Origin of the sequence: Fibrobacter sp. UWR2 (assembly GCF_002210285.1) — a bacterium.
Taxonomy (GTDB): Bacteria; Fibrobacterota; Fibrobacteria; order Fibrobacterales; family Fibrobacteraceae; genus Fibrobacter.
The window spans coordinates 67983-87801 of record NZ_MWQE01000010.1; the positions used below are offsets into that span (position 1 = coordinate 67983).

Below are 19819 nucleotides of genomic sequence, written 5' to 3' on the forward strand. Positions count from 1 at the left end.
ACGGAGACAAGGGAGACAAGTTTCTTCGTGGGCACCTGCGGTGCTTTTTGTTACTTCGCAAAAACGGGCTGTCGGGCCTTGCGCAAACGCATTTCCTTTACCCGCGGGCTGTCCGCAGTTCCCAACAGGCGACCGCGCACATCGTAAACCTTCGCGCCACGCATATCCTGCAGGCTGCGTCCCGTTTCAACGCCATTGCGAACCGCAAACGACGTGGTCGAAGAATCAGGATCTTCCACCTGGATTTGCGTGCCGTCGCCTGCCACGCTATTCACGGAAACCGAAAGCAGGTCGACCACACTCTTCTCACAAGTAAACCCGAGCGACATCTCGGCAGTCGATGCGCCCCTGTTTACCGCCTTGTAGTGATACGCCTTGCCATCTTGCGCCGTGATGCGGGCCGAGTAGGTAACGACATCCTTTTCGCGCGAGACATCCATCACCACTTCGGCGTTGCGCATGATGCCAGCGAAATCGTCCCAGTTCCAGTCGAAATCGTAATAGAACGTCCCCGCGTTATCCATCGCAAAGGCATCGGCACGCAACAGCGTCGTCGCCCCGCCGGCAGTCGCACGCACAATGTAATTGTCCCAGTTGTTCACCTTGTTCGCATCGGCAAGCCCGTAAACCGGCTTGTTCCCGTAATTCATAAAGCGGAATGTTGCGCTAAAGTCGCCCGAGACCTTGTATTCAGCCGTCTTCTGCGCATTGAACGCTACATTGTATTCGCCACCGTCGTTTATCGTACCCGCCATGATGCGATTTTCAAGTGCTCCGTAGGCAACGCGGCTCAACTCGAGCGACGCCGCGTCGGCACCGAGCAATATTTCGTAATCGCCAACCGGTGTCCCCGTAGCCGTAACCGCATACACTAGCGAGTCGGATCCATCCTTCGCCGCACCGCGCAAGAACGCATACACATTTATCAGGTAGCCGTCCTTTTCTGCACGCAGGCGGACTTTTGCACCGTCGTACATCTTCTTGAAGGCATCCCAGTTTTCACCCCAGGCATTCCAGTAGTGCACCGTATTTTCGCCACCGAGCGTTTCCACGGAATAGCCGTCGGCACGCAGGTACCACATGTCGCCACCGTTCCTAAAGACGAGCACCCAGTTGTTCCAGTTTTCGGCTCCACTCTTTACCTTGTTCCTGAATTCAAATTCCGCGACAAAGTTTCCACTTACCTTCACGGACTCAAATTCGTCATAGGCATCCCATGCCGTGCTAAAGTCCTTTTTCCCAACAACCTTCACGCTGTCGCCGTAATAGCGGGCATCCTGCAGCACTTCGGTTTTCGGCACACGGTAACCCCAGAAGGCACGGTTCCCCGCCTTGTTCATCGCCGAGAACGTAAGCGTCCGCTTGCTCATATCGTTCTGCAACTGGTCAAGCACCACGCCCTCATAGACAGTTCCACCCAGAGTGAGCGTCACATAGCTCCGGCCCTTCGCATAGTCGTAATCCCAGGTTCCCGTGTAGGCGCCTGTTACCGTACCGTCGGCATTGAGCTGCATGTTCTGTTCCTGGTTCACCGCCACGGAATCTTCCCAGGTCTGCGGGTTGTTCCTGGGCGGGTTATGCATAATCACCTTGTACGGGCCCGCGATATCGCTGCGGTCGAGCGCACGCGCCGGTAGCCCGTAACCCTCGTGATACTCGAAAGGTGCCGCCACAATCCAGCCCATCCTGTTAAAGAACAGCTGGTGAGTCTCGACATTGTGCCAACCCGTATGGTTGTTGAACTTGCGGTGATAAACCAGGTACATACCGCCATCGTCGTCGCGCAACAGCGAATTGTGCCCATCCGCAATTTCGGCCCGGTCTTCGGCCCAGAAACTCCAGCGGTAATTCGCGACAATCGGGAAACCGCGGTCGGTATTGCCCCAATAGTTCAGGATAAACTTTTCAAAAATCGCAGGAGTCCCATCCACATCGACATAGGGCCCCTTCACGTCCTTGCTGCGGAACACACGCATGGTGTAGCCGCCCTCGGGCGAATAGAACCCGTAACTCACGAACAAGTAGTAGTAGCCATTGCCGTCCGCATCCTTGAAATACTGGATGTACGAGCCCTCGCCACTCACATAATAACCGCCACCCACGTGGATACCCATGTAAGGGTCCTCGAGCATCGAAGTCCCGCTCCACTTGGCCGCGCCGTTGTTCCCGTACTTGTACGAATAGTCCCTGAGACCGGAAGACTCATCGAGCTTGACCAGGAAAAGCCCGCCGCTCCACGAACCGTACAGGAGCCACAGGTTTCCGTCCTCGTCGTAGAACACGTTCGGGTCGATGCAGCTGGAACCATAGCCGCCATCCCACTTGCCCAAATTAGTGACACCGTTGTTCGCGATATAGTAACGCTCGTCGATTGTCGAAGAACCCGTCACCTTCGCGTAGTCGGCATTGGCGGCAGAACCCGCCGTCTGCTTGTCCATCCCGCCGTAGACGACCGCACCCTTGTACTCGTACGGCCCCTCGATCTTGTCGGATGTCAGGAGCACAATGGAACTTTTCCAGTCCTCGCCCGCCATCGAAAAGTACAGGCACCACTTTTTCAGCTTCTTGTTCCACACGATATCGGGCGCCCACAGGTTCCCCTTGGCGGTCGCGGAATTCGTATGTTCCGCATAGTCGGCTTCCGCCTTGAACACGCTGTAGTAATCGTCCCTGGCCTCGTTGCCAGTGACATACACCGTGCCGCCCCTCGAAAGCTGCGGCGTAAACGGGGTCCAGTCCAGCATATCGCGGGAATATGCCGCCCCGTTCATGGTCCCGAATATGTAATAATACTTCGTCCGCGACTTGGCCGCATCGTTTTCAGGATACGAATTCCCGCCCGCGTCCTTATAGACCACAATGACGGAAGGATCGTGAACGGCGACCGAGGCCGCAAATGCGGCAACAGCCGCGAGAGATAAGGCGACACACGCCGCCCTGAATGTTTCCAATACACCCATACCACACTCCTTTCCAGAGAATATATAAAAAATCTACACTTTTTGCAATTAAAAGTCAATAGTTTTACAATATTTTAGAATAATATGATGAGATTTTAACAACGTTTTACTTAAAAAAAAGTCCACATTTTGCAAGATGTGCCACGAAAGGCGCCTTAAGCGCCCATTTATTCCCTTATAACCGCATATTGCAGGGCGTAGAAGAGCCGCATCCAGTTGTTGGACTGCGTACCATCGAAGAAGAATACCTCGTCGACACCACCGCGGATACCGCCATAACCGATTGTGGGGTTGAATGCAGCTGCAAAGCCTTCGCCCGAATCGAACTGCCTAGATTCCAACACGGCTTTTACACGGAAACTCAACTACACCTTACGAAAAACCTTCTTTTTCGCGGGAAAACCGGCTATATTCCCCTGCGAGGTGTAAAAAATGGGACGTGTTTGTAGACTGGCGAAAGGTGGGCTGTTTCTGGTTTTACTATCAATCTGCGCCTGCGGAGATTCCGTTTCCGAAGCACCAACCGGTACCGAAGTCGCAGCCACCGAAAGTACCACAAGCATTACGCCCGTCGATTTTCCGAACAGTTCATTTTTTAACAGTTCATCTTCTCTTTGGGCACCGCAAAGCTCTTCATCGTCTCAGGCGCAGCAAGGCTTTTCTTCGCCTCAAATACAGCCGACATCGTCTTCACTATGGAATTCGCAGACATCGTCTTCTTCCGTCAAAAACATCCCCCTGCCGAACAACGGCATTCCCTACGTGCGAATCACCGCCGCCGACAGCATAGATACGGGCTATGTCGCCTGCAGCATCGAGATTGCAGGTAACGGTCAATACGAGAGCATCGCACCGGCAAGCGCAAAAATTCGCCAGCGCGGCAACTCCACAAGGCTCTGGTACGACAAGAAGCCGTACCGCATCAAGCTTGACAATAAGACAAGTATTCTCGGGCTCCCTGCCAACAAGGACTGGGTGCTGCTCGCCAACTACCGCGACCAGAGCAAGTTCATGAACGCCATCGCGTTCGACATGGCGCGCTATATGGGCAGTTTCCCGTTCGTGAACGCGAACCGGTTCGTAGAGGTCGAAATCAACGGGGATTACATGGGCATGTACCAGTTGACCGAACAGATCGAGAGGGCCACAAGCCGCGTAGACATCGACACAAGCGGCCTGCTGCTCTGCCTCGACATGGACGACGGTCCGGAACTTTCCCCCGACGCAGGCAACAACTTCTACAGCAAGGTATACGGGATGCCCGTCGCCGTAAAATATCCGAAAAACATTTCCGCAGAACGGCTCGAAGCCATCGCTGCCGACTTCGCCACCCTGGAACAGGCAATCGTAAGTGCCGATTATGACAACGTGCAGAAACTGATAGACATGGAAAGTTTCATCGACTTCATCCTGCTACAGGAAATCACGCGCAATGTGGAACTGGAGGCACCGCGAAGCATGTACCTCTACCGGGACAATACCGGGAAATACCACATGGGGCCCGTCTGGGATTTTGACGGAGGTTTCGGCTACGGCTGGGACGAGGATACCAAGGAGTACTTCACGAGCCAGAGTTGGATTCTCGGGACAGGCAACCCCTCGAAAAGCCCCTACAACTGCACTGCAGAAAGCAAGAACGACTGGGGAATGTGCAACGGCACAAACATGCGTTTCAACAGTTACGACGGCAGGGCGGTTCCGGGTTTCTTCGCCAATATGTTCGCAAACGAGACTTTTCTCGCCGTATACAAGGCACGCTGGGAATCGCTCAAGACTGGCATCCTCGATGACGCCTTCACAAAACTCGATGCTTACGTTTTGCAGACTGCTATCGCGCTCGAGAACGACGCCACACGCTGGCCGCCTATCCGCCGGTACGATGTTGAAATCCAGAGTCTAAAAGCCTGGCTCACCGAGCGAATCGACAAATACAGCCGCGTTCTGGCGCAATATTAACCCTATCGTTGCACCTTTTTCAACATAGATGTGCCAAAAAGCACACCCCCTTTCACATTTCCCTTAAAAAAGATTATTTTAAGGATAGTTGTTTACTAGGGGTGTTTATGAAAAAGATTCTAACCGCTGTTTTCGTCGCGGGTTTCGCGACGATATCCACCGCCGCCATCGACATCACCGTCGATACACAAAAGGGCGTCAAGAAAATCTCGCCATACCTGTACGGGCGCAATATCGACAAGATTAGCGACGGTACCGCCGAAACGGACACTACCGAAGAGGCGTTCATCAGCCAGATGCTCGAAGCGGGCATACACTTTTTACGCGCGAACAACGGCAACAACGCCACGCGCTACAACTGGCGCCACAAAATGACCGTCCACCCCGACTGGTACAACAACGTCTACACGCACGACTGGGCGAACACGGCACAGAAGGTCCTTGGCAAGATGCCCGGAATCGACGCCATGTACGCCTTCCAGCTCACGGGTTTCGCAGCAAGTTCCACCGACTACAACTTTGGCGACTGGAACTGGAAACAGGAACACGGTTTCTACGCGACACAAACGCTGGACCTCGCAGGCGGTGGTGAAGTATCCGAAGACGGCAAGGAACTCGTGAAGGCAGGCGACTACAAGCTCTACAACATGGAATGGCCCGCCGACTCCACCGTCGCGATTATCCCCTACTGGCGCGACGAGCTCAAGTTCGACATGAGCCGTTTCCAATACTGGAGCATGGACAACGAGATGGAAATCTGGCGCGGTACGCATTCCGACCTCGACCTGCCCGTCACGGGAGACTTCCTGGTAGAGCGTTACATCGATGTCGCCAAGAAGGCTCGTGCCCAATGGAAGGACATCAAGCTCACCGGCCCCGTAACAGCAAACGAATGGCAATGGTGTTCCATTGGTTCATATAACGAACAGGACCGTCCCAAGGGACCCGAACGCAACTACTGCTGGCTCGAATACTTCATCATGAAGGTCGCCGAGGAACAGAAGGCTTCCGGCGTGCGACTGCTCGACGTTCTCGACATACACTGGTACCCGAGCGAAAAGGATTACGAATCGCGCGTAAACTGGTACCGCGTACTGTTCGACACCACCTACAACTACCCCGGCGCAAACGGAATCAAGATGGTGAACGGCAGCTGGGACAACAACAACACCAAGGAATACATTTTCAAGCGCATCAACGACTGGCTCGACAAGTACTTCGGCGAAGGCCACGGTATCACGCTCGGCATCACCGAGACAAGCCTCATCGACGAAGACGACCCGATGGTCACCGCCCTCACCTACGCCTCGTTCATCGGCACCATGCAGGATAACGGCGTCGAGATATTCACCCCGTGGACATGGGGCAACGGCATGTACGAAACGGTCCACCTCTTCAGCCGCTACGGGCATGCAAACCGCATCGAATCCGTATCCACGAACGATTCGCTCGTCTCCGCCTACAGTTCCATTACCAACAAGGGCGACTCGCTCACCGTCATCTTCGTGAACCGCGCAGAGAAGGACGCGCAGGACGTGAACCTCAGCCTCGCGAACTTCGCCTCTGACGGGACGGTCAAAACGCTCACACTGCAGAACCTCCAGGGCGAGACTTTCGTATCGCACACGAACAACGCACTGAAAGAAGACGCGGCAGCAGCAAACGTGCAGGGCGGAGCCACGAGCGCAACGGGCGCCACCGCGAACAAGTTCTCGCTGAAGCTCCCCGCAAAATCCATCACCGCATTGTTGCTCACCACCGATACGCCAAAAGTCGTCGATTCTACCGACGCCATCAAGCCCGGCGACAGTCGCAGCATTGCGCACGTCACGGCAAGATACTACGTTACCGCCCAGGGCCGCACCATCACCTCACATGCAGTGGAAGGCATGGGCTCCACGCGCTATACACTCAGCAATGTACTCGGCCAAGTCATCGAAAGCGGCATCTGGAACCAGAAAAACTCTCTGAACATCAGTGTTCCGCACGCTGGCAAGTATATCCTGCGCATCGGCAAGCAGAATCACTCCATTACAGTGAAATAAGCCTGCGCATTTCCTATGATCTGACACAAAAGCCTCCGGCGAAACTGCCGGAGGCTCTTTGGTGTGGATAGCAGAGGAGCAAGCTATCTGGTAATATTGATCGGTCGTGCCTCGTGGTAACTACCGGTCGAAACCTTCACGATGTAGGTGCCTGCGGGCATCTCGCTCATGTCGAAGGTTTGCACGTGCCCGCCTGCGTTCTGGATTCCCGTCACCTTCTGGTCGATCAGCGCGCCGAATCCGGTAAACAGGCTCACCTTCACGTTGTCGTTTTGCGGGAGCGTGTATCGAACTTGAAGTTGCCCGCGACGGAACGCGACATTCATATGCGAGGGCGTGCCGTTCAAGCCGTACATCAGTGCGGTAGTCGACTCGCCATTGCCCTGCTCGTTCGTGAGCGTGATCGTCACCTTGAAGAGTACCGCCTTCCCGTTGTACTGGAGGCCCTGCGTAAACTTGTATGTATCACCGTTGTTCACGCGGTTCGGGTAGTGCCCGATGGAGAGCGTCCCCTTCGCGATATCCGCTTCGCTAAACACGTAGGCGTTTTCGCCCCATTCCACCACGTTGCCCGTCTTGCCGAACCAGTGGCCGGGTGCGTTCGCGGTAGATTCGGTTACGTTGTTCCCGCTGGGTTCCTGCGCGAAGAAGGTTGCCTGCGTGAGTGTATTAGCGGTGAGTCCGAGCTTGCTTGCAACTTCGGCGACGTCGAATGTTGCGGTAACCGGAGCGTAGTTGTCGTCGATGGGGAGAGTCACCTTGATGTCGTATGTCGCTGCGGTGGTTGCTGGCACAACGCTGCTGCTCGAGCTCGTGGGCTTCTCGCTGCTCGAAGAAACCGGGTTCACACTGCTGGAACTCTGCGCGACACTGCTGCTCGATGCAACGGGGGCATCGCCAATTTCAGGCCACTTGTAATCCAGTTTGAAATCGTTGTAGTATTTCGTATTCGCGTCGCCTGCGCCGTTGATTCCTTCCTCGGGCTTGAGGCGGTAATCGTAGTGGTAGGTGCGCATGTCGGGGTTTTTCGAGTAATTGTAGTCGGTGTTCACGACGATGGCGAAGGCCATCTTGCTGCCGCCCGTGCTGCTCGGGGTCTTCGCGATTTTAAGGATGGCGGTCTCGTTGCCCTTCACGGGTGTGCTGTACACCGGCGTGCCGTCCGTGGCGCGGTAGGCAAGCACCAGTCGCATGTTTTCGTTCGTGGAGTGCGAGCCGTTCGGATAGAGTGTCATGCTGATTTGCGTCGCTCCGTCCTTGAGCTTGAGCGGGATTACGTTAGAGCCCGACCATCCCGGAGTCAAGTCCTGGTTCGGCACCCAGTCGCCGTTGCTAACGGTGACGCTCTGGTACGGAGTCATTTTCCAGGTGTAGCTGTATTTGCCGTTGTCCCAGTAGTCCTGTTCCCAATACGTATTGCTTCCAAAATTCTGGTTCAGCAGGTTCTTGATTTCGTTGGACCACTTTTTCATGTCGAGCATCGCGAGCCTAGCGCGGAATTCCGTAATGAGCCTGCGCACGCCCTCGTCACCGAGGCCGATGTCGAGCCCGTAAGTTTCGAGCAGGTAGGTCGTCTTGCCGTAGGCGTGGCCGTACACCCAACGCACGGACCCCGTACCGAGCCATGTGCCCATGAACGTGGGGAAAATGTTGCTGTACTGTGCACCGCCCAGGAGTGAACGCTGGTTCTTGCCGGTAACGCCCTGAGCGCCGGGGCCACCGAAGGTACCGTCGATGAGCCAGCCCGAGTAACATTCGATGGGCATGAAGGGCGCAATCACCGTCGCCGCGTTCAGGAATCCCATGCCGCTATAGACGCCTTCGCGGTGGCTGAACATGTCCTGCTGAATCCAGGTGTTGCCCGCTTCCTGGAACCAGTGCGCCTCCTTTGCGCCAGGGTAGCCGTTCGTCATCGAGTGGATGCCCTCGTGAATCATCGCGTCCATCTGCGCCACGCGATCGCGGTAGGGGCAGCTCGTGTTGAAACTGTACAGCGGGTAGAACGATGCCGCGACGGCCGTGTAGCCCGCAACCCATGTCTGCCATCCGCCGGTGGTGTCGGTCTTTGCGCCGCCCGCGCACGTGCCCGAGCCGTAGTAGTACACGGCGCTGTACTGGCCGTCCTGTGCCTGTGCGTCAGGTGCCCAGCCCATCTCGTTATAGAGGTACTCGAAGTCGGTATCGTATTTCTTGAGGATGCTGTCGATAGTCACGTCGGTAATGCGGCTGTCGCGATCCTTGCCCCAGTAGAAGGCCCACCACTTGCCGGCCTTTTTGCCGGTCACGCCCGAACAGTTGTTGTTGAACTTGGTGGGCGGCTTGATTTCACCCAGGTTCGACTTGGTGTCGTAATCGAGGTCAGAGCGGTAGGCGGGCCATGTGTAGGCGTCCCCTTCCGCAGCGGAGGCCATGACCCCCATCCCTGCCGCGAGCGCTGCCGCGGCTATCCATCCCATACACTTTTTTTGCATAACACACTCCAGTTTTGATGCTACGCAAGAAATAGGTTTTTGAACCCGGAAATCCTAGATTTGGGGATTCCCCCAGAAAAGATTCCGTGTTGAGGGTGTGTAAAAAATTTTCTGGGACCATTTTGTGTAAGAATTTCTATAATCAAAACAGATTTTCAAGACAATTCTGCAAAACATATTGCTTTTTGTGTAAAAATTTTATATCTTAAAAGACATGAGTATCGCCCTGGAACATCTGTTTGACTACGATGACTTCCGCAAGTTCATGCAGGACTATTTCGAAGAGCAGAAGAAAATGCGCTCCGTGTTTTCGCATCGCTTTTTTGCGGCGAAGGCGGGTTTCAGCAGTTCGTCGTACTGCCTGAACGTAATCCGCGGGCGCTTCAATCTCACGCCCAAGTCTATCGAGAAAATTTCGAAGGCGATGGATTTTGAGCCCCTGCAGAAGGCATACTTCGAGGCGCTGGTGCAGTACAACCAGGCGCAGCAGGTGGACGAGCGCGACCAGGCGTGGGAACAGATTCTGCAGATCCGCAGGCAGATTGAGTTCACGCACGTGACGACGCGCGAGCAGGCCTACTTTAGCAAGTGGTACTATCCGGTGATACGCGAACTTGCGGTGGAATCGGACTGGAACGGCGATTTTCGCGTGCTGGCCCGCTCGCTTACCCCGCAGATAACGACGGAGGAGGCCCGCGAGGCGGTGAAGAACCTGCTGGAATGGGGCCTGTTGAAAAAGGATGGCGAACGTTATGAGCGCGTATCGCAGATGCTCGATGCCGCGGAAATTCCGCCAATTGCCCTCCGGAAAATCCGCCGCGAGTATATACAGCATGCGATTGGTGCAGTGGAGGCCATGCCGAAAAACGAACGCTTTGCCGCCTTCACGACGCTTGCGATGAGCGAGAAATCCTATAATTATGCGGTAGAGGTATTGGAAGAGGCCCGCAAGAAGATTATTGCGCGGGCAGCTAACGACCTGGATGTGGAGCGCGTTTACGAGATGATGCTCGTGGCATTCCCGATGAGCAAGAAAGTCGGAACGGAGGTTGAAAGATGAAACGTTTGATTGTTTATCTAAAACAGCCTGCCATTTGCCGCGCGTGGGCGCTCGCTTTTGCCGCATCCCTTGCGTTTTTTGCCTGCTCGAACGGCGACGATGTTGCGGGCGGCGTTACCGATATCGGGAACTCTATTGCTCGAGAACCGGATACGACAAAGATTGCAGGGACTGTTGTCGACATGCAGGGCAACAGGATGCCTGCCGCGCGCCTCACGCTGTATTGGGATAACGGTTATGCAATTGAGGATTCGCTGGAAGCTGTTGCCGATTCGAATGCTCAGTTCGAATTCAGGGTCGCAAGCACTGACATGCATGGCTATCTGCAAAACGGGCGGACGACCGTCATCCAGTATGCGGATTCTGCAAGGGGCGTGGTAAATGCGTTTGCGGGCGTTTATCTGTATGCACGGTCGGGTTCCCTTTCGGGAATCTCGCTTCCGCCGAGTGGAAAGGCTACCGAGGTCCGTATCGGGTCGCGCAAGGCCCTGCGCGGGAGCATGTCCGGCGTGGCTTCGGGCAAGGTTCACATCGGCGGAACGAATCTTAGCGCCGACATACAGGAAGATGGCTCGTTCAGTTTCGATTCCATCCCGCCGGGAATGCAGGAAGAATTAATTTATTCAGAAAGCGATTCCGTGCTGGGCTATATTCCGTTTACCATACAAGATGAAGGCGATACCGTTGTCCTCCCGCAACTTGAAAACTACGACGGTTTCCTCTGGAACCTTGACCTGCCTATGCTTGCGGATGCGTACGGGTTTAGCTCTTACCATACCGATTATGTTGTTAGGTTCGATACCAGCCGCAGTGCGGTAGATATCAATATGGCTGGTGACGAGCAGGTGTTCGGCCATAACGGCAAACTGGCGGACAGCGTGAATTACGTGGATGGCGTAAAGGGCAAGGCCGTGCTCCTGGAACCGGGCCAGTATATCGATCTCGATACCCTCAACCCGACCGGTGGCGACTTTACGCTTTCGCTCTGGACAAAATGGAACGGCCCCAACGGTGAGCACCAGGTGCTGTTCTGCCAGCGCGCTTACTGGAGCGATTCTACGTCAAGGTTCCAGTGGCACTACGAGGTAAATAGCGGTTCGTTTGCCGTAATGAAGAGCATGCCGGGCAGGCCCGAGGCGGTATTCTTCGGGGATTCGACCAGCGTGCCTGTTGGCGAGTGGGCGATGCTCACGCTCGTGTCCAGGGACCACAAGGTAAGCATGTACGTGAACGGCAAACCCGTAGCGATTGCGGGTAGCGACGGTACTGAATTTGCAGGCGAGTTCGTGCCGAACGAACTGACCCGCAGCGTCCCCTTCCGCATCGGCGGCGACGAAATCGAGACCGAAACCTGGAACGGGCCGCTCGATGAAATCCGCATTGAATCGATTGCCCACAGCCCCGAGTGGATAAAGATCCGGTACGACAATCTGAAGCCATAAAAAGCAACATATTCGCTTTTTTCAAAAAATTACTCCAAAAGGCTTGACAGAGCCCCTATGTTTAGTATATATTTGTGCAGTAAACATTCGTGCACAAGGTTTTACGGCATAGAGGAAGCCCCATGATCGAAAGAATTAAAGGTATTCTTGCAGAAAAATCCCCCACTTTCGTGGTCGTGGACGTGAATGGAGTCGGGTACGGCGTGAACATTTCGGCCTATACCGCAGGCAAGCTACCCGAAATCGAAAACGAGGTGACGCTCCATACCTACCTCGCCGTACGCGAAGATTCGATGACGCTGTTCGGATTTGCCGACAAGACCGAAAAAGACATTTTCCTGATGTTGCTCGACGTGAACGGAGTCGGCCCCAAGATGGCGCAGCGCATCCTGAGTGGAGTCTCCCCCGCCGACCTCCTGAACATGATTGCAAGCGATAACAAGGCCGCACTTTCAAAAATCAAGGGCCTCGGCAAAAAGACCTGCGAACAGATGACGCTCAGCCTCAAAGAAAAGGCAGCAACACTCCTGCAGGCGCTTGGCAACGTAGATGGCTCAGGCGTTACCAGCATAGGCACCCTCACCGGTGCCAAAATGGAAGCCGTCCTCGCCCTTCACACGCTCGGCGTGAAGGACCCGGCAGCAGAGAAGGCCGTCGTGAAGGCGGCAGAAATCCTGGGCGACAGCGCCGATGCCGCAGCCCTTATCCCCGAGGCGCTGAAGTACTTATAAAAAATTTATGAATCCGGCTGGCCATCGGCCATCAGGATGACAGGTCATAACATGGAAGACAACCGCATCATTTCCCCGCAGAAGAGTTCCTTTGACGACAGCGATTCAGACAAGAATCTGAGACCGCCCAGCCTTGCCGAATTCACCGGCCAAGAAGACATCAAGGAAAGTCTTTCCATCGCCATCGAGGCTGCCAAGCACCGCGGTGACGCTCTTGACCATTGCCTTTTTGCGGGGCCACCGGGCCTCGGCAAAACCACCCTCGCAGGCATCATCGCCAAAGAGATGGGCGTAAACATCCACATTACCAGCGGGCCCGTGCTCGAGAAGGCAAGCGACCTCGCCGGGCTACTCACGAGCCTGCAGGAGAACGACGTGCTGTTTATCGACGAAATCCACCGTCTGAACCGCACCGTCGAGGAATACCTCTACCCCGCCATGGAAGATTTCCGGCTCGACATCATGCTGGATTCGGGCCCAGCAGCACGTAGCGTGAACCTGCCGCTCAAGCACTTCACCCTCGTTGGCGCCACGACCCGCAGCGGGCAACTGACCGGACCGCTCCGCGACCGCTTCGGCCTTCAATACCGACTGGAACTCTACAACGAGAAGGACCTCGTCAAGATCCTGATGCGTAGCGCTGGTATTCTGGATATTGAACTTTCGGAAGATGCCGCAAGAATGCTCGGCGGCAGGTGCCGCGGGACTCCCCGAATCGCGAACCGCGTGCTCCGGAGATGCCGCGACGTGGCACAAGTTCGCGGAACCGGCATAATCGACGTACAGGCCGCAAGCAAGACTCTCGACATGCTCGGAATAGACAAGGAAGGCCTGGACCCGACGGACCGCCGTATCCTTTCTACCATGATGGACATGTTCGATGGCGGGCCCGTAGGTATCGGCACCATCAGCGCCGCGATGGGCGAAGAGCCTAATACCATTGAAGAAGTTTACGAACCCTACCTTATACAGAAGGGCCTCTTAAACCGCACCCCCCGCGGGCGAATCGCCACACGCAATGCCTATGAGATGTTCCACAAGAAGATTCCCCAGAATCTCGACCCCGCCTTAGACCAAATTAACTTGTTCTAAAGTTCAGCGGAATTCCGGTGCGATCGTCATCACGAGATTCACGCCATGTAGACCATGGAAACCCAGTTGTACGCGGAACCAGTACATATCCGGTCTGCGCACGCGTACTCCAAATCCCCAGGAATTGTAGAACCGGTCGAACGACCATTCCTTGAATCCTGGTGCATGCATCATATACTCATTGAAAAGGACCCCATCGACGTAATAGTCGATAGGCCAGCGGTACTCCATGCTCAGGCTCATCACATGGCGGGTGGACCATGCATTGCCATAACCTCGGAACGGGAATCTCGGACCAACAATCGTGTACGCATCGACAGCCGCATGGCCCTGTTCCATTTCCCAGATATCTACAAGGCGGTACTGTAGTGCAATGACGCGACGTTCAAAAAGCGTCTCGCGTACATTTTCCGGGCGCCACATGCGCAAGGCGGCATCCCAGTTGAAGTCCGTATAGAACCGCCTGTTCTGCCGAGCTTCCTTTCTCGAAAAGTGGAATGTTTCCGCCTTGCCGAAATAGAAGTAATGCTGCAGCAAGACCTCGGTACGCATGTAGTCATGGTTCGCCCCATCGTCTACAATCGACTCCGACGCCCTGGTTCCAAGCGCATTCGAAAGATCCTGCCTCGAGATTCCGCTGTACTCACCCACAAAGACATAGCGTGCCGAGAGTTGCATACGGCTACCGCGGCTCGGCGTAAACGGGAAGTCGAGGTTATCGAACAGGATGGACGCCTCTACCGGATACTGCATAAAATGCTGGTACAACCCGTGGTCGCCGACATAGAACTTATCGTCGACAAGGATACTATCCTGCGTCTTGTTCGGGAAGTCATGCCTCTTGAAATCAACACGGCCATTGAATTCCAGGCTCCAGCGGCCATCGCTTGTCAAAGGCAAGCCGGTACGAAAATCGAACGTCATCGAGGAATCCGGCATTATGAACGATTCCTTCGTTCCCGGAATGATAAACCGGGCATCACTGTCCCAATACTTGCGGAAGCGGAGTCCCCCCAGAAGCCTCGTGCCAAAAAGCTGGTGCTTCGTGTATCGCAGATCAATATACCAGTCACCGTTTGCAAAGTACTGTGGCGACAGAACAAGATAGTCCTTGTCCAAGAACAGGCTCCGGTGGCGGTACGTAAAGCCGAGCATCGTAGTATTGCCCGGTTTCAAGTTCATTATCGGGTACAGGAGTACGTTACGCTTCTCGCCGAACGTAATAAGGTCAATGGATGTTTCGATAACACCATTATCAAAGGCATACTTGATAGGCTGCGCTATCGGATAGACGGCTCCGTTCAGGGCAGGCTGGATAATGTGCTCGAAAGGCCATACAAAAAAACGGGACCAGAAAGAAGACCCCGTATCGACTGTCGCGGTATCATTCGAGACAACAGCCGAATCCACGGAAGCAGCAGACGAGGCCGTAGAATCCGCGGTCTGCGCCACCGAGAAAACAGCCATAAACGCCAACGAGAGCAAAAGACTTCTCGGGCGCACAAATCCGATACCGATGTCTAACCATCTAGCCATCGTGAAATAATTTATAATAATTGAGAGCGGAATGTTAGCCGTCTTTTTCGCGAAGCGGGTCGAACCTGTTCAGAAGCAGGCAAATGAGGGCGTATACAGAGCCTCCCGTGAGGCCCCCCAGGAGATCGGCCACCAAGTCGAGCGGGCTACAGTCGCGGCCCTCGACAAAGCTCTGGTGGAATTCGTCGGTACAGCCATAGGCGACAACGAGTGCCGTCACGACAAGGACCCGCAGCCACTGCCTCTTGGACCATTGGGCGCGAGACCACCACATGGCAAAGCAGCCCGCAAGCGTCGCATATTCGCAGAAATGCGCCAACTTGTCCCAGACCTGCGGAAGGTCTTCCAGCTGCTCGTTAGTAAGAGACGACAGTTTGAAGATAATTGCCATGCATAGCACGGCTGGCACGGCCCGGAAAAACGGGTATTTTTCAAATAGCGATTCAAACATCCTGCCAAGAAATGTAGAAAATAAATTAATGACAAAGGATTGCATTTCTTTTTTCTTGTGCGAGTATCGTTTTCCGGGTATAAAAAAATTTGCATGAGGGCCATTTTTCTACATTTACGCACATGAAAGCGATTACCCTGAAGGCCGGACGCGAGAAGTCCGCATTGCGTTATCACCCGTGGATCTTTAGCGGAGCCGTCGACGAGGTCGTCGGCGACCCTGCACTCGGCGATACCGTCGAGGTTTACAGCTACCGGAGCGACTTCCTGGGTCTTGCGGCATACTCGCCCAAGTCCCAGATCCGCGGGCGCTTCTGGACATTCGGCGAGAAGGGCAACATCGACCGAGAATTCTTCAGCGACCTGCTTGACCGGGCGATTGCCGCCCGCAAGAGCCGCGGCTTCGACATCGAGGACAAGGAGAGCGCATTCCGCCTCATCAATGCGGAAAACGACGGTATCCCCGGATGCATCATCGACAAGTATGCCGACATCTACTCGGTGGAAATCCTTGCCGCCGGTGCGGAAGTCCACCGCAATACGATTTACGAACTCCTCGCCGAAAAGACGCACTGCCGAGGCATCTACGAGCGCTGCGATTCAGACGTGCGCAAAAAAGAAGGTCTGCCGCTCCGTACGGGAGTCGTGTACGGCGAGGTGAGCGACGAGCCCGTCATCATCAACGAGAACGGTATCCTCTTCCCCATCGACGTGAAGAACGGGCACAAGACGGGCTACTACCTCGACCAGCGCGACGCACGCCGCCGCATCGGCGAGCTTTCAAAGGGCAAGAAAGTTTTGAACTGTTTCTGCTACACCGGCGGATTCGGGCTATACGCCCTCCGTGGCGGTTGCGAGAAGGTATACCAGGTGGATGTTTCCAAGGACGCCCTCAAGCTCGCGAAGGAAGGCATCATGCGCAACAAGCTCAGCACCACGCATGCAACGCATGTAGAAGCGGATGTATTCCAGTACCTGCGCAAGTGCCGCGACAAGGCTGAAACATTCGACCTCATCGTGCTGGACCCGCCCAAGTTCGTAGAGAGCAAGGACAACCTGCAGAAAGGCGCCCGCGGGTACAAGGACATCAATCTGCTCGCCATGAAGCTCTTGGCCGAAGGCGGCATGCTCGCGACTTTCAGCTGCTCCGGACTCATGGAAATGGACTTGTTCCAAAAGATTATCGCGGATGCCGCCGCCGATGCGAGACGGCGCGTTCAAATCATTGAACGCTTCGGCCAGCCCGCCGACCATCCCGTAAATACGGCCTTCCCCGAAGGCCAGTACCTCAAGGGATTGCTCGTACAGGTGGTCTAATTTTTCACACAAAAAAGATGCCCGACCAAGTCGGGCATGACTTTTACACTCGGGCAAGATAACCCTACTTTTTAAACCGCAGGATTTCCGTGCGGTTTTTGCTTTGTACGGCAATGTGGTAAATGCCTGCAGGCAAGGCCTGCACATCAAATGTTGCCGAGCGCATTGCCCTGCGGAGCATCACCTCGCGGCCCTGCAGGTCAAGGATGCGTACCATCGCACCTTCGACAAAGCCGCTGCCGAGTTCAACAAACAGATGATTGTCGGCATAGTGGACAGAAGTTCCATACACGCTTGCGAAATTTCCAAGATACGGAAGTGCCGTCTTGCCGGTATCCGTTACAGAGGTATCTTTCTTCGTCGGAATTTCATCATCTTTGCCGAGCAAGCGCCACATCTGGTTCCATTCCCAGTCGTCAGCCCAGCTCTGCACCACGCGTTCGCCGTCAGTCGTCGCACGCAGGTACATGTCACTGTGCTGCATCTTCATGCGCACCACCGAGCCCTCGTAGCCGGACTGCTTTTCCATCACCACCTTCTGGTGACTGCCCGCGTTCCATTTGTACAGGCCCATCGTAATGCCCGCATCCTTCGATTCATTCGGGGTATCCAGCGACATGTCGCCAAAGTTGATACGGTAGGTTGTCGAAGAGAGCGGCGTAATCGTCACGACGGCATTGTCGCCACTGCAGTCGCCCAGCGCTAGCTTATCCTCGGATGTTCTCACCATGCACGTACCGAAATTCATCGACATGATGCGCACCGTATCGGGTTTCGCCGGCTTGGCCTGCCACACGCGCACCCAGTCCGCTTCAAAGTAGGCGGGCTTATCAGACGTGATTTCGATGTCATCGCCAGCCCAGCCTCCGATGGCAAGGTTCACGATAATATACTGCGCCGAGAGCTGCTTGATTTCGGTCGGGCGATTGTAGCTGGCAAACTTCTTGTCATCGAAATAGAAACTGAGTGTTGACTCGTCCCACTCCACGCCATAGTTGTGGAAGCCCGCGGAACGGTCCACGTCATCGTCCTTGTGCCCACCGAAAGAGGCCTCGTGGTCCCACGCCGAGCCATGACTGTTGTACCAGCTCGGGTCGGTGTAATGCAGGTAGTAATGGTGCTGCTTGCGCGAAGCCGGAATTTCAAGAATGTCGATTTCCGGTGGCCAGCCATCTTGCAGCGTCCAGAAAGCAGGCCACGTTCCCTTTTGCCACGGGGCCTTGAAACGGCCTTCAATATAGCCGTACTTCACTTCGAAATGATTCTTGGTATCAATCGCACCCGAGGTGTAATCGACCGGGATTTCCTTGTTGTTGAACTTCGCCTTTTTCCCGTTGGCATTCGGGTGCACCTTCTTTTCGCCCTTCAGCTTGAGCGTACCGTCGGAAACGATTACATTCTCTTCGGCGCAGTAGGCGCGGTGATTATGCGTGGGGCCCCAGTTGTACGTGGGGTTCCACTTTTTCTTGTCTAACGAAGTTCCGTCAAAGTTGTCTTCGAACACCAATTCCCAGCCGCTGAAGTTTGCGGGAGGTTCGGCAAAAGATAGCGTCGCGGCGCACAGCACCGCAAACGATAAAGATTCAATTGAACAGATTTTTTTCACAACCAATCCCTAAACCCTGTAGGTTTTATTCATCCTTTACGCAACGGACCGAAAGTCCATTGATCTTTCTCACCGTATTCACGATGGCATTGTCGTTGCTGCAATCCAAGTACATGTGGTAAGCCAGGGAATCCGCAGCACCGCCGTCGGCTTCCGTGGCAGCCCACATGAGGGAAGAGCAACCGTGATAGGTAAAACCGTCCTGGGTGCTGGTAGTAAACTTCATGCCCGCGGGGAGTGCCGTAAAGCCGAAGTCATCTGTACCGCTACCTTCGTTTTCCCAACCACTCATAGACTTGAGCTTGCTAGAGCCCTTCCAAAGAATCTCGTTCAAGGAATCTGCCCCGACTTCCTGCAACAGGGATTCCCAGTCCGCCTTAGTCGGCAAGCGCCAGCCTTCGGGGCAAATCCTCTGTGCAACGTTCCACGTGTAGAGGCGACCTGCCGATTCGCAGTTCTCGGGCTTGTCCCAGTAGCACCAGTCGTTCTTGATAGAGCTCGCCGCCCCTTCAATGTCGAAGTAGTTCAAATTCTCGGCCATCCAGACCTGGCCGCCGATGGTCGTCGTCTTGTAAACATTCCCGTCACGCGGGTCCGTCATCGAGCCATAGGCAAAGTCGGGATTGTCGTGCGCACCCCTGGGGTCGTAGAAATGCCATACGCCCAAGCTGTCAGGATCGTGACGCGCCGTATCTGCCGGACTGATGTTGAACTCTTCAAGGAAATCGGAAATTTCTTCTTCGGTCCAGGAATAGCCCGTATCGCTAGAAGAAGCCTCTTCGCTCGAAGATGACTCAGGTATTTCGGTTTCGGCAATACCTTCGTCCAGAGCCTCAGACTCCGTGGAACCAGATTCCGCTTCTGGAGCGGGCTGCTTTGCAGACTGCGCTACGGCGCCTTCAGCTTTTTCCACAGCACTCACGTCCCCTTCTGCACTTCCAGGATTGCCAGTACCATTGCTACATGCGAAAAGAAACGCAGATATGGCGACCGTTGATATGAGCCGAAAATTTTTCATGACCAATCCCCCTTTAGGATCCTTTACCTTAATCTATGTTTTTTCAAGCCAAAACGCAATAGGGAGCACCTATACGGAAAAAGTAAAAAGCCCCTTTGATGGGGCTCTTTTTAGACATAAAGCAACTATCAACCG

At 54.8% G+C, this 19819-nt stretch carries 14 protein-coding genes; 7 read left to right on the forward strand and 7 right to left on the reverse strand.

What is annotated here, in order from left to right; genetic code table 11:
- Positions 1-50 precede the first annotated feature (50 nt).
- Both B7994_RS12135 and B7994_RS12140 read right to left on the reverse strand, forming a co-directional pair.
- Positions 51-2960 carry a glycoside hydrolase family 43 protein gene (locus B7994_RS12135; RefSeq protein ID WP_088638734.1) on the reverse strand — a complete coding sequence of 970 codons (2910 nt, stop codon included), beginning with the start codon at positions 2958-2960 and terminating at the stop codon, positions 51-53.
- A 167-nt stretch (positions 2961-3127) separates the two neighbouring features.
- Positions 3128-3325 carry a hypothetical protein gene (locus B7994_RS12140; RefSeq protein ID WP_088638735.1) on the reverse strand — a complete coding sequence of 66 codons (198 nt, stop codon included), beginning with the start codon at positions 3323-3325 and terminating at the stop codon, positions 3128-3130.
- A gap of 67 nt (positions 3326-3392) precedes the next feature.
- Between B7994_RS12140 and B7994_RS12145 the strand changes: the two genes are divergently transcribed.
- Positions 3393-4916, forward strand: a complete 1524-nt coding sequence (locus B7994_RS12145) for a CotH kinase family protein (protein WP_088638736.1) — start codon at positions 3393-3395, stop codon at positions 4914-4916.
- Between the two features lie 107 nt (positions 4917-5023).
- On the forward strand, positions 5024-6961 hold the full coding sequence (locus B7994_RS12150; protein ID WP_233143201.1) for a glycoside hydrolase family 44 protein: 1938 nt from the start codon (positions 5024-5026) through the stop codon (positions 6959-6961).
- An 83-nt stretch (positions 6962-7044) separates the two neighbouring features.
- On the opposite strand, the gene B7994_RS12155 is transcribed toward B7994_RS12150, so the two are convergent.
- A complete protein-coding gene (locus B7994_RS12155; RefSeq protein WP_088638737.1) occupies positions 7045-9432 on the reverse strand; it encodes a DUF4859 domain-containing protein in 2388 nt (795 codons plus the stop codon).
- A gap of 214 nt (positions 9433-9646) precedes the next feature.
- Between B7994_RS12155 and B7994_RS12160 the strand changes: the two genes are divergently transcribed.
- The 4 genes from B7994_RS12160 (at position 9647) to ruvB (ending at position 13757) form a co-directional block, all read left to right on the forward strand.
- On the forward strand, positions 9647-10492 hold the full coding sequence (locus B7994_RS12160; protein WP_088638738.1) for a TIGR02147 family protein: 846 nt from the start codon (positions 9647-9649) through the stop codon (positions 10490-10492).
- Positions 10489-11934: a LamG domain-containing protein gene (locus B7994_RS12165; RefSeq protein ID WP_088638739.1), complete on the forward strand. Its 1446-nt coding sequence runs from the start codon at positions 10489-10491 to the stop codon at positions 11932-11934. Before B7994_RS12160 ends, B7994_RS12165 begins: the two co-directional genes overlap by 4 nt.
- Positions 11935-12056: 122 nt before the next feature.
- Positions 12057-12665 carry a Holliday junction branch migration protein RuvA gene (gene ruvA / locus B7994_RS12170; protein WP_088638740.1) on the forward strand — a complete coding sequence of 203 codons (609 nt, stop codon included), beginning with the start codon at positions 12057-12059 and terminating at the stop codon, positions 12663-12665.
- Between the two features lie 51 nt (positions 12666-12716).
- The gene (ruvB, locus tag B7994_RS12175; protein WP_088638780.1) at positions 12717-13757 is read left to right on the forward strand and encodes a Holliday junction branch migration DNA helicase RuvB; all 1041 of its coding nucleotides are present in this window, start codon (positions 12717-12719) and stop codon (positions 13755-13757) included.
- A gap of 3 nt (positions 13758-13760) precedes the next feature.
- On the opposite strand, the gene B7994_RS12180 is transcribed toward ruvB, so the two are convergent.
- A complete protein-coding gene (locus B7994_RS12180; RefSeq protein ID WP_144063880.1) occupies positions 13761-15293 on the reverse strand; it encodes a hypothetical protein in 1533 nt (510 codons plus the stop codon).
- Between the two features lie 34 nt (positions 15294-15327).
- Positions 15328-15684 carry a VanZ family protein gene (locus B7994_RS12185; RefSeq protein ID WP_233143202.1) on the reverse strand — a complete coding sequence of 119 codons (357 nt, stop codon included), beginning with the start codon at positions 15682-15684 and terminating at the stop codon, positions 15328-15330.
- 182 nt (positions 15685-15866) lie between these two features.
- Between B7994_RS12185 and B7994_RS12190 the strand changes: the two genes are divergently transcribed.
- The gene (locus B7994_RS12190) at positions 15867-17060 is read left to right on the forward strand and encodes a class I SAM-dependent rRNA methyltransferase (protein WP_088638742.1); all 1194 of its coding nucleotides are present in this window, start codon (positions 15867-15869) and stop codon (positions 17058-17060) included.
- A 64-nt stretch (positions 17061-17124) separates the two neighbouring features.
- Here B7994_RS12190 and B7994_RS12195 read toward each other — a convergent pair whose 3' ends face one another.
- The gene (locus B7994_RS12195) at positions 17125-18666 is read right to left on the reverse strand and encodes a family 16 glycosylhydrolase (RefSeq protein WP_233143203.1); all 1542 of its coding nucleotides are present in this window, start codon (positions 18664-18666) and stop codon (positions 17125-17127) included.
- A gap of 25 nt (positions 18667-18691) precedes the next feature.
- The gene (locus tag B7994_RS12200; protein ID WP_144063881.1) at positions 18692-19684 is read right to left on the reverse strand and encodes a fibrobacter succinogenes major paralogous domain-containing protein; all 993 of its coding nucleotides are present in this window, start codon (positions 19682-19684) and stop codon (positions 18692-18694) included.
- Positions 19685-19819: the final 135 nt, after the last annotated feature.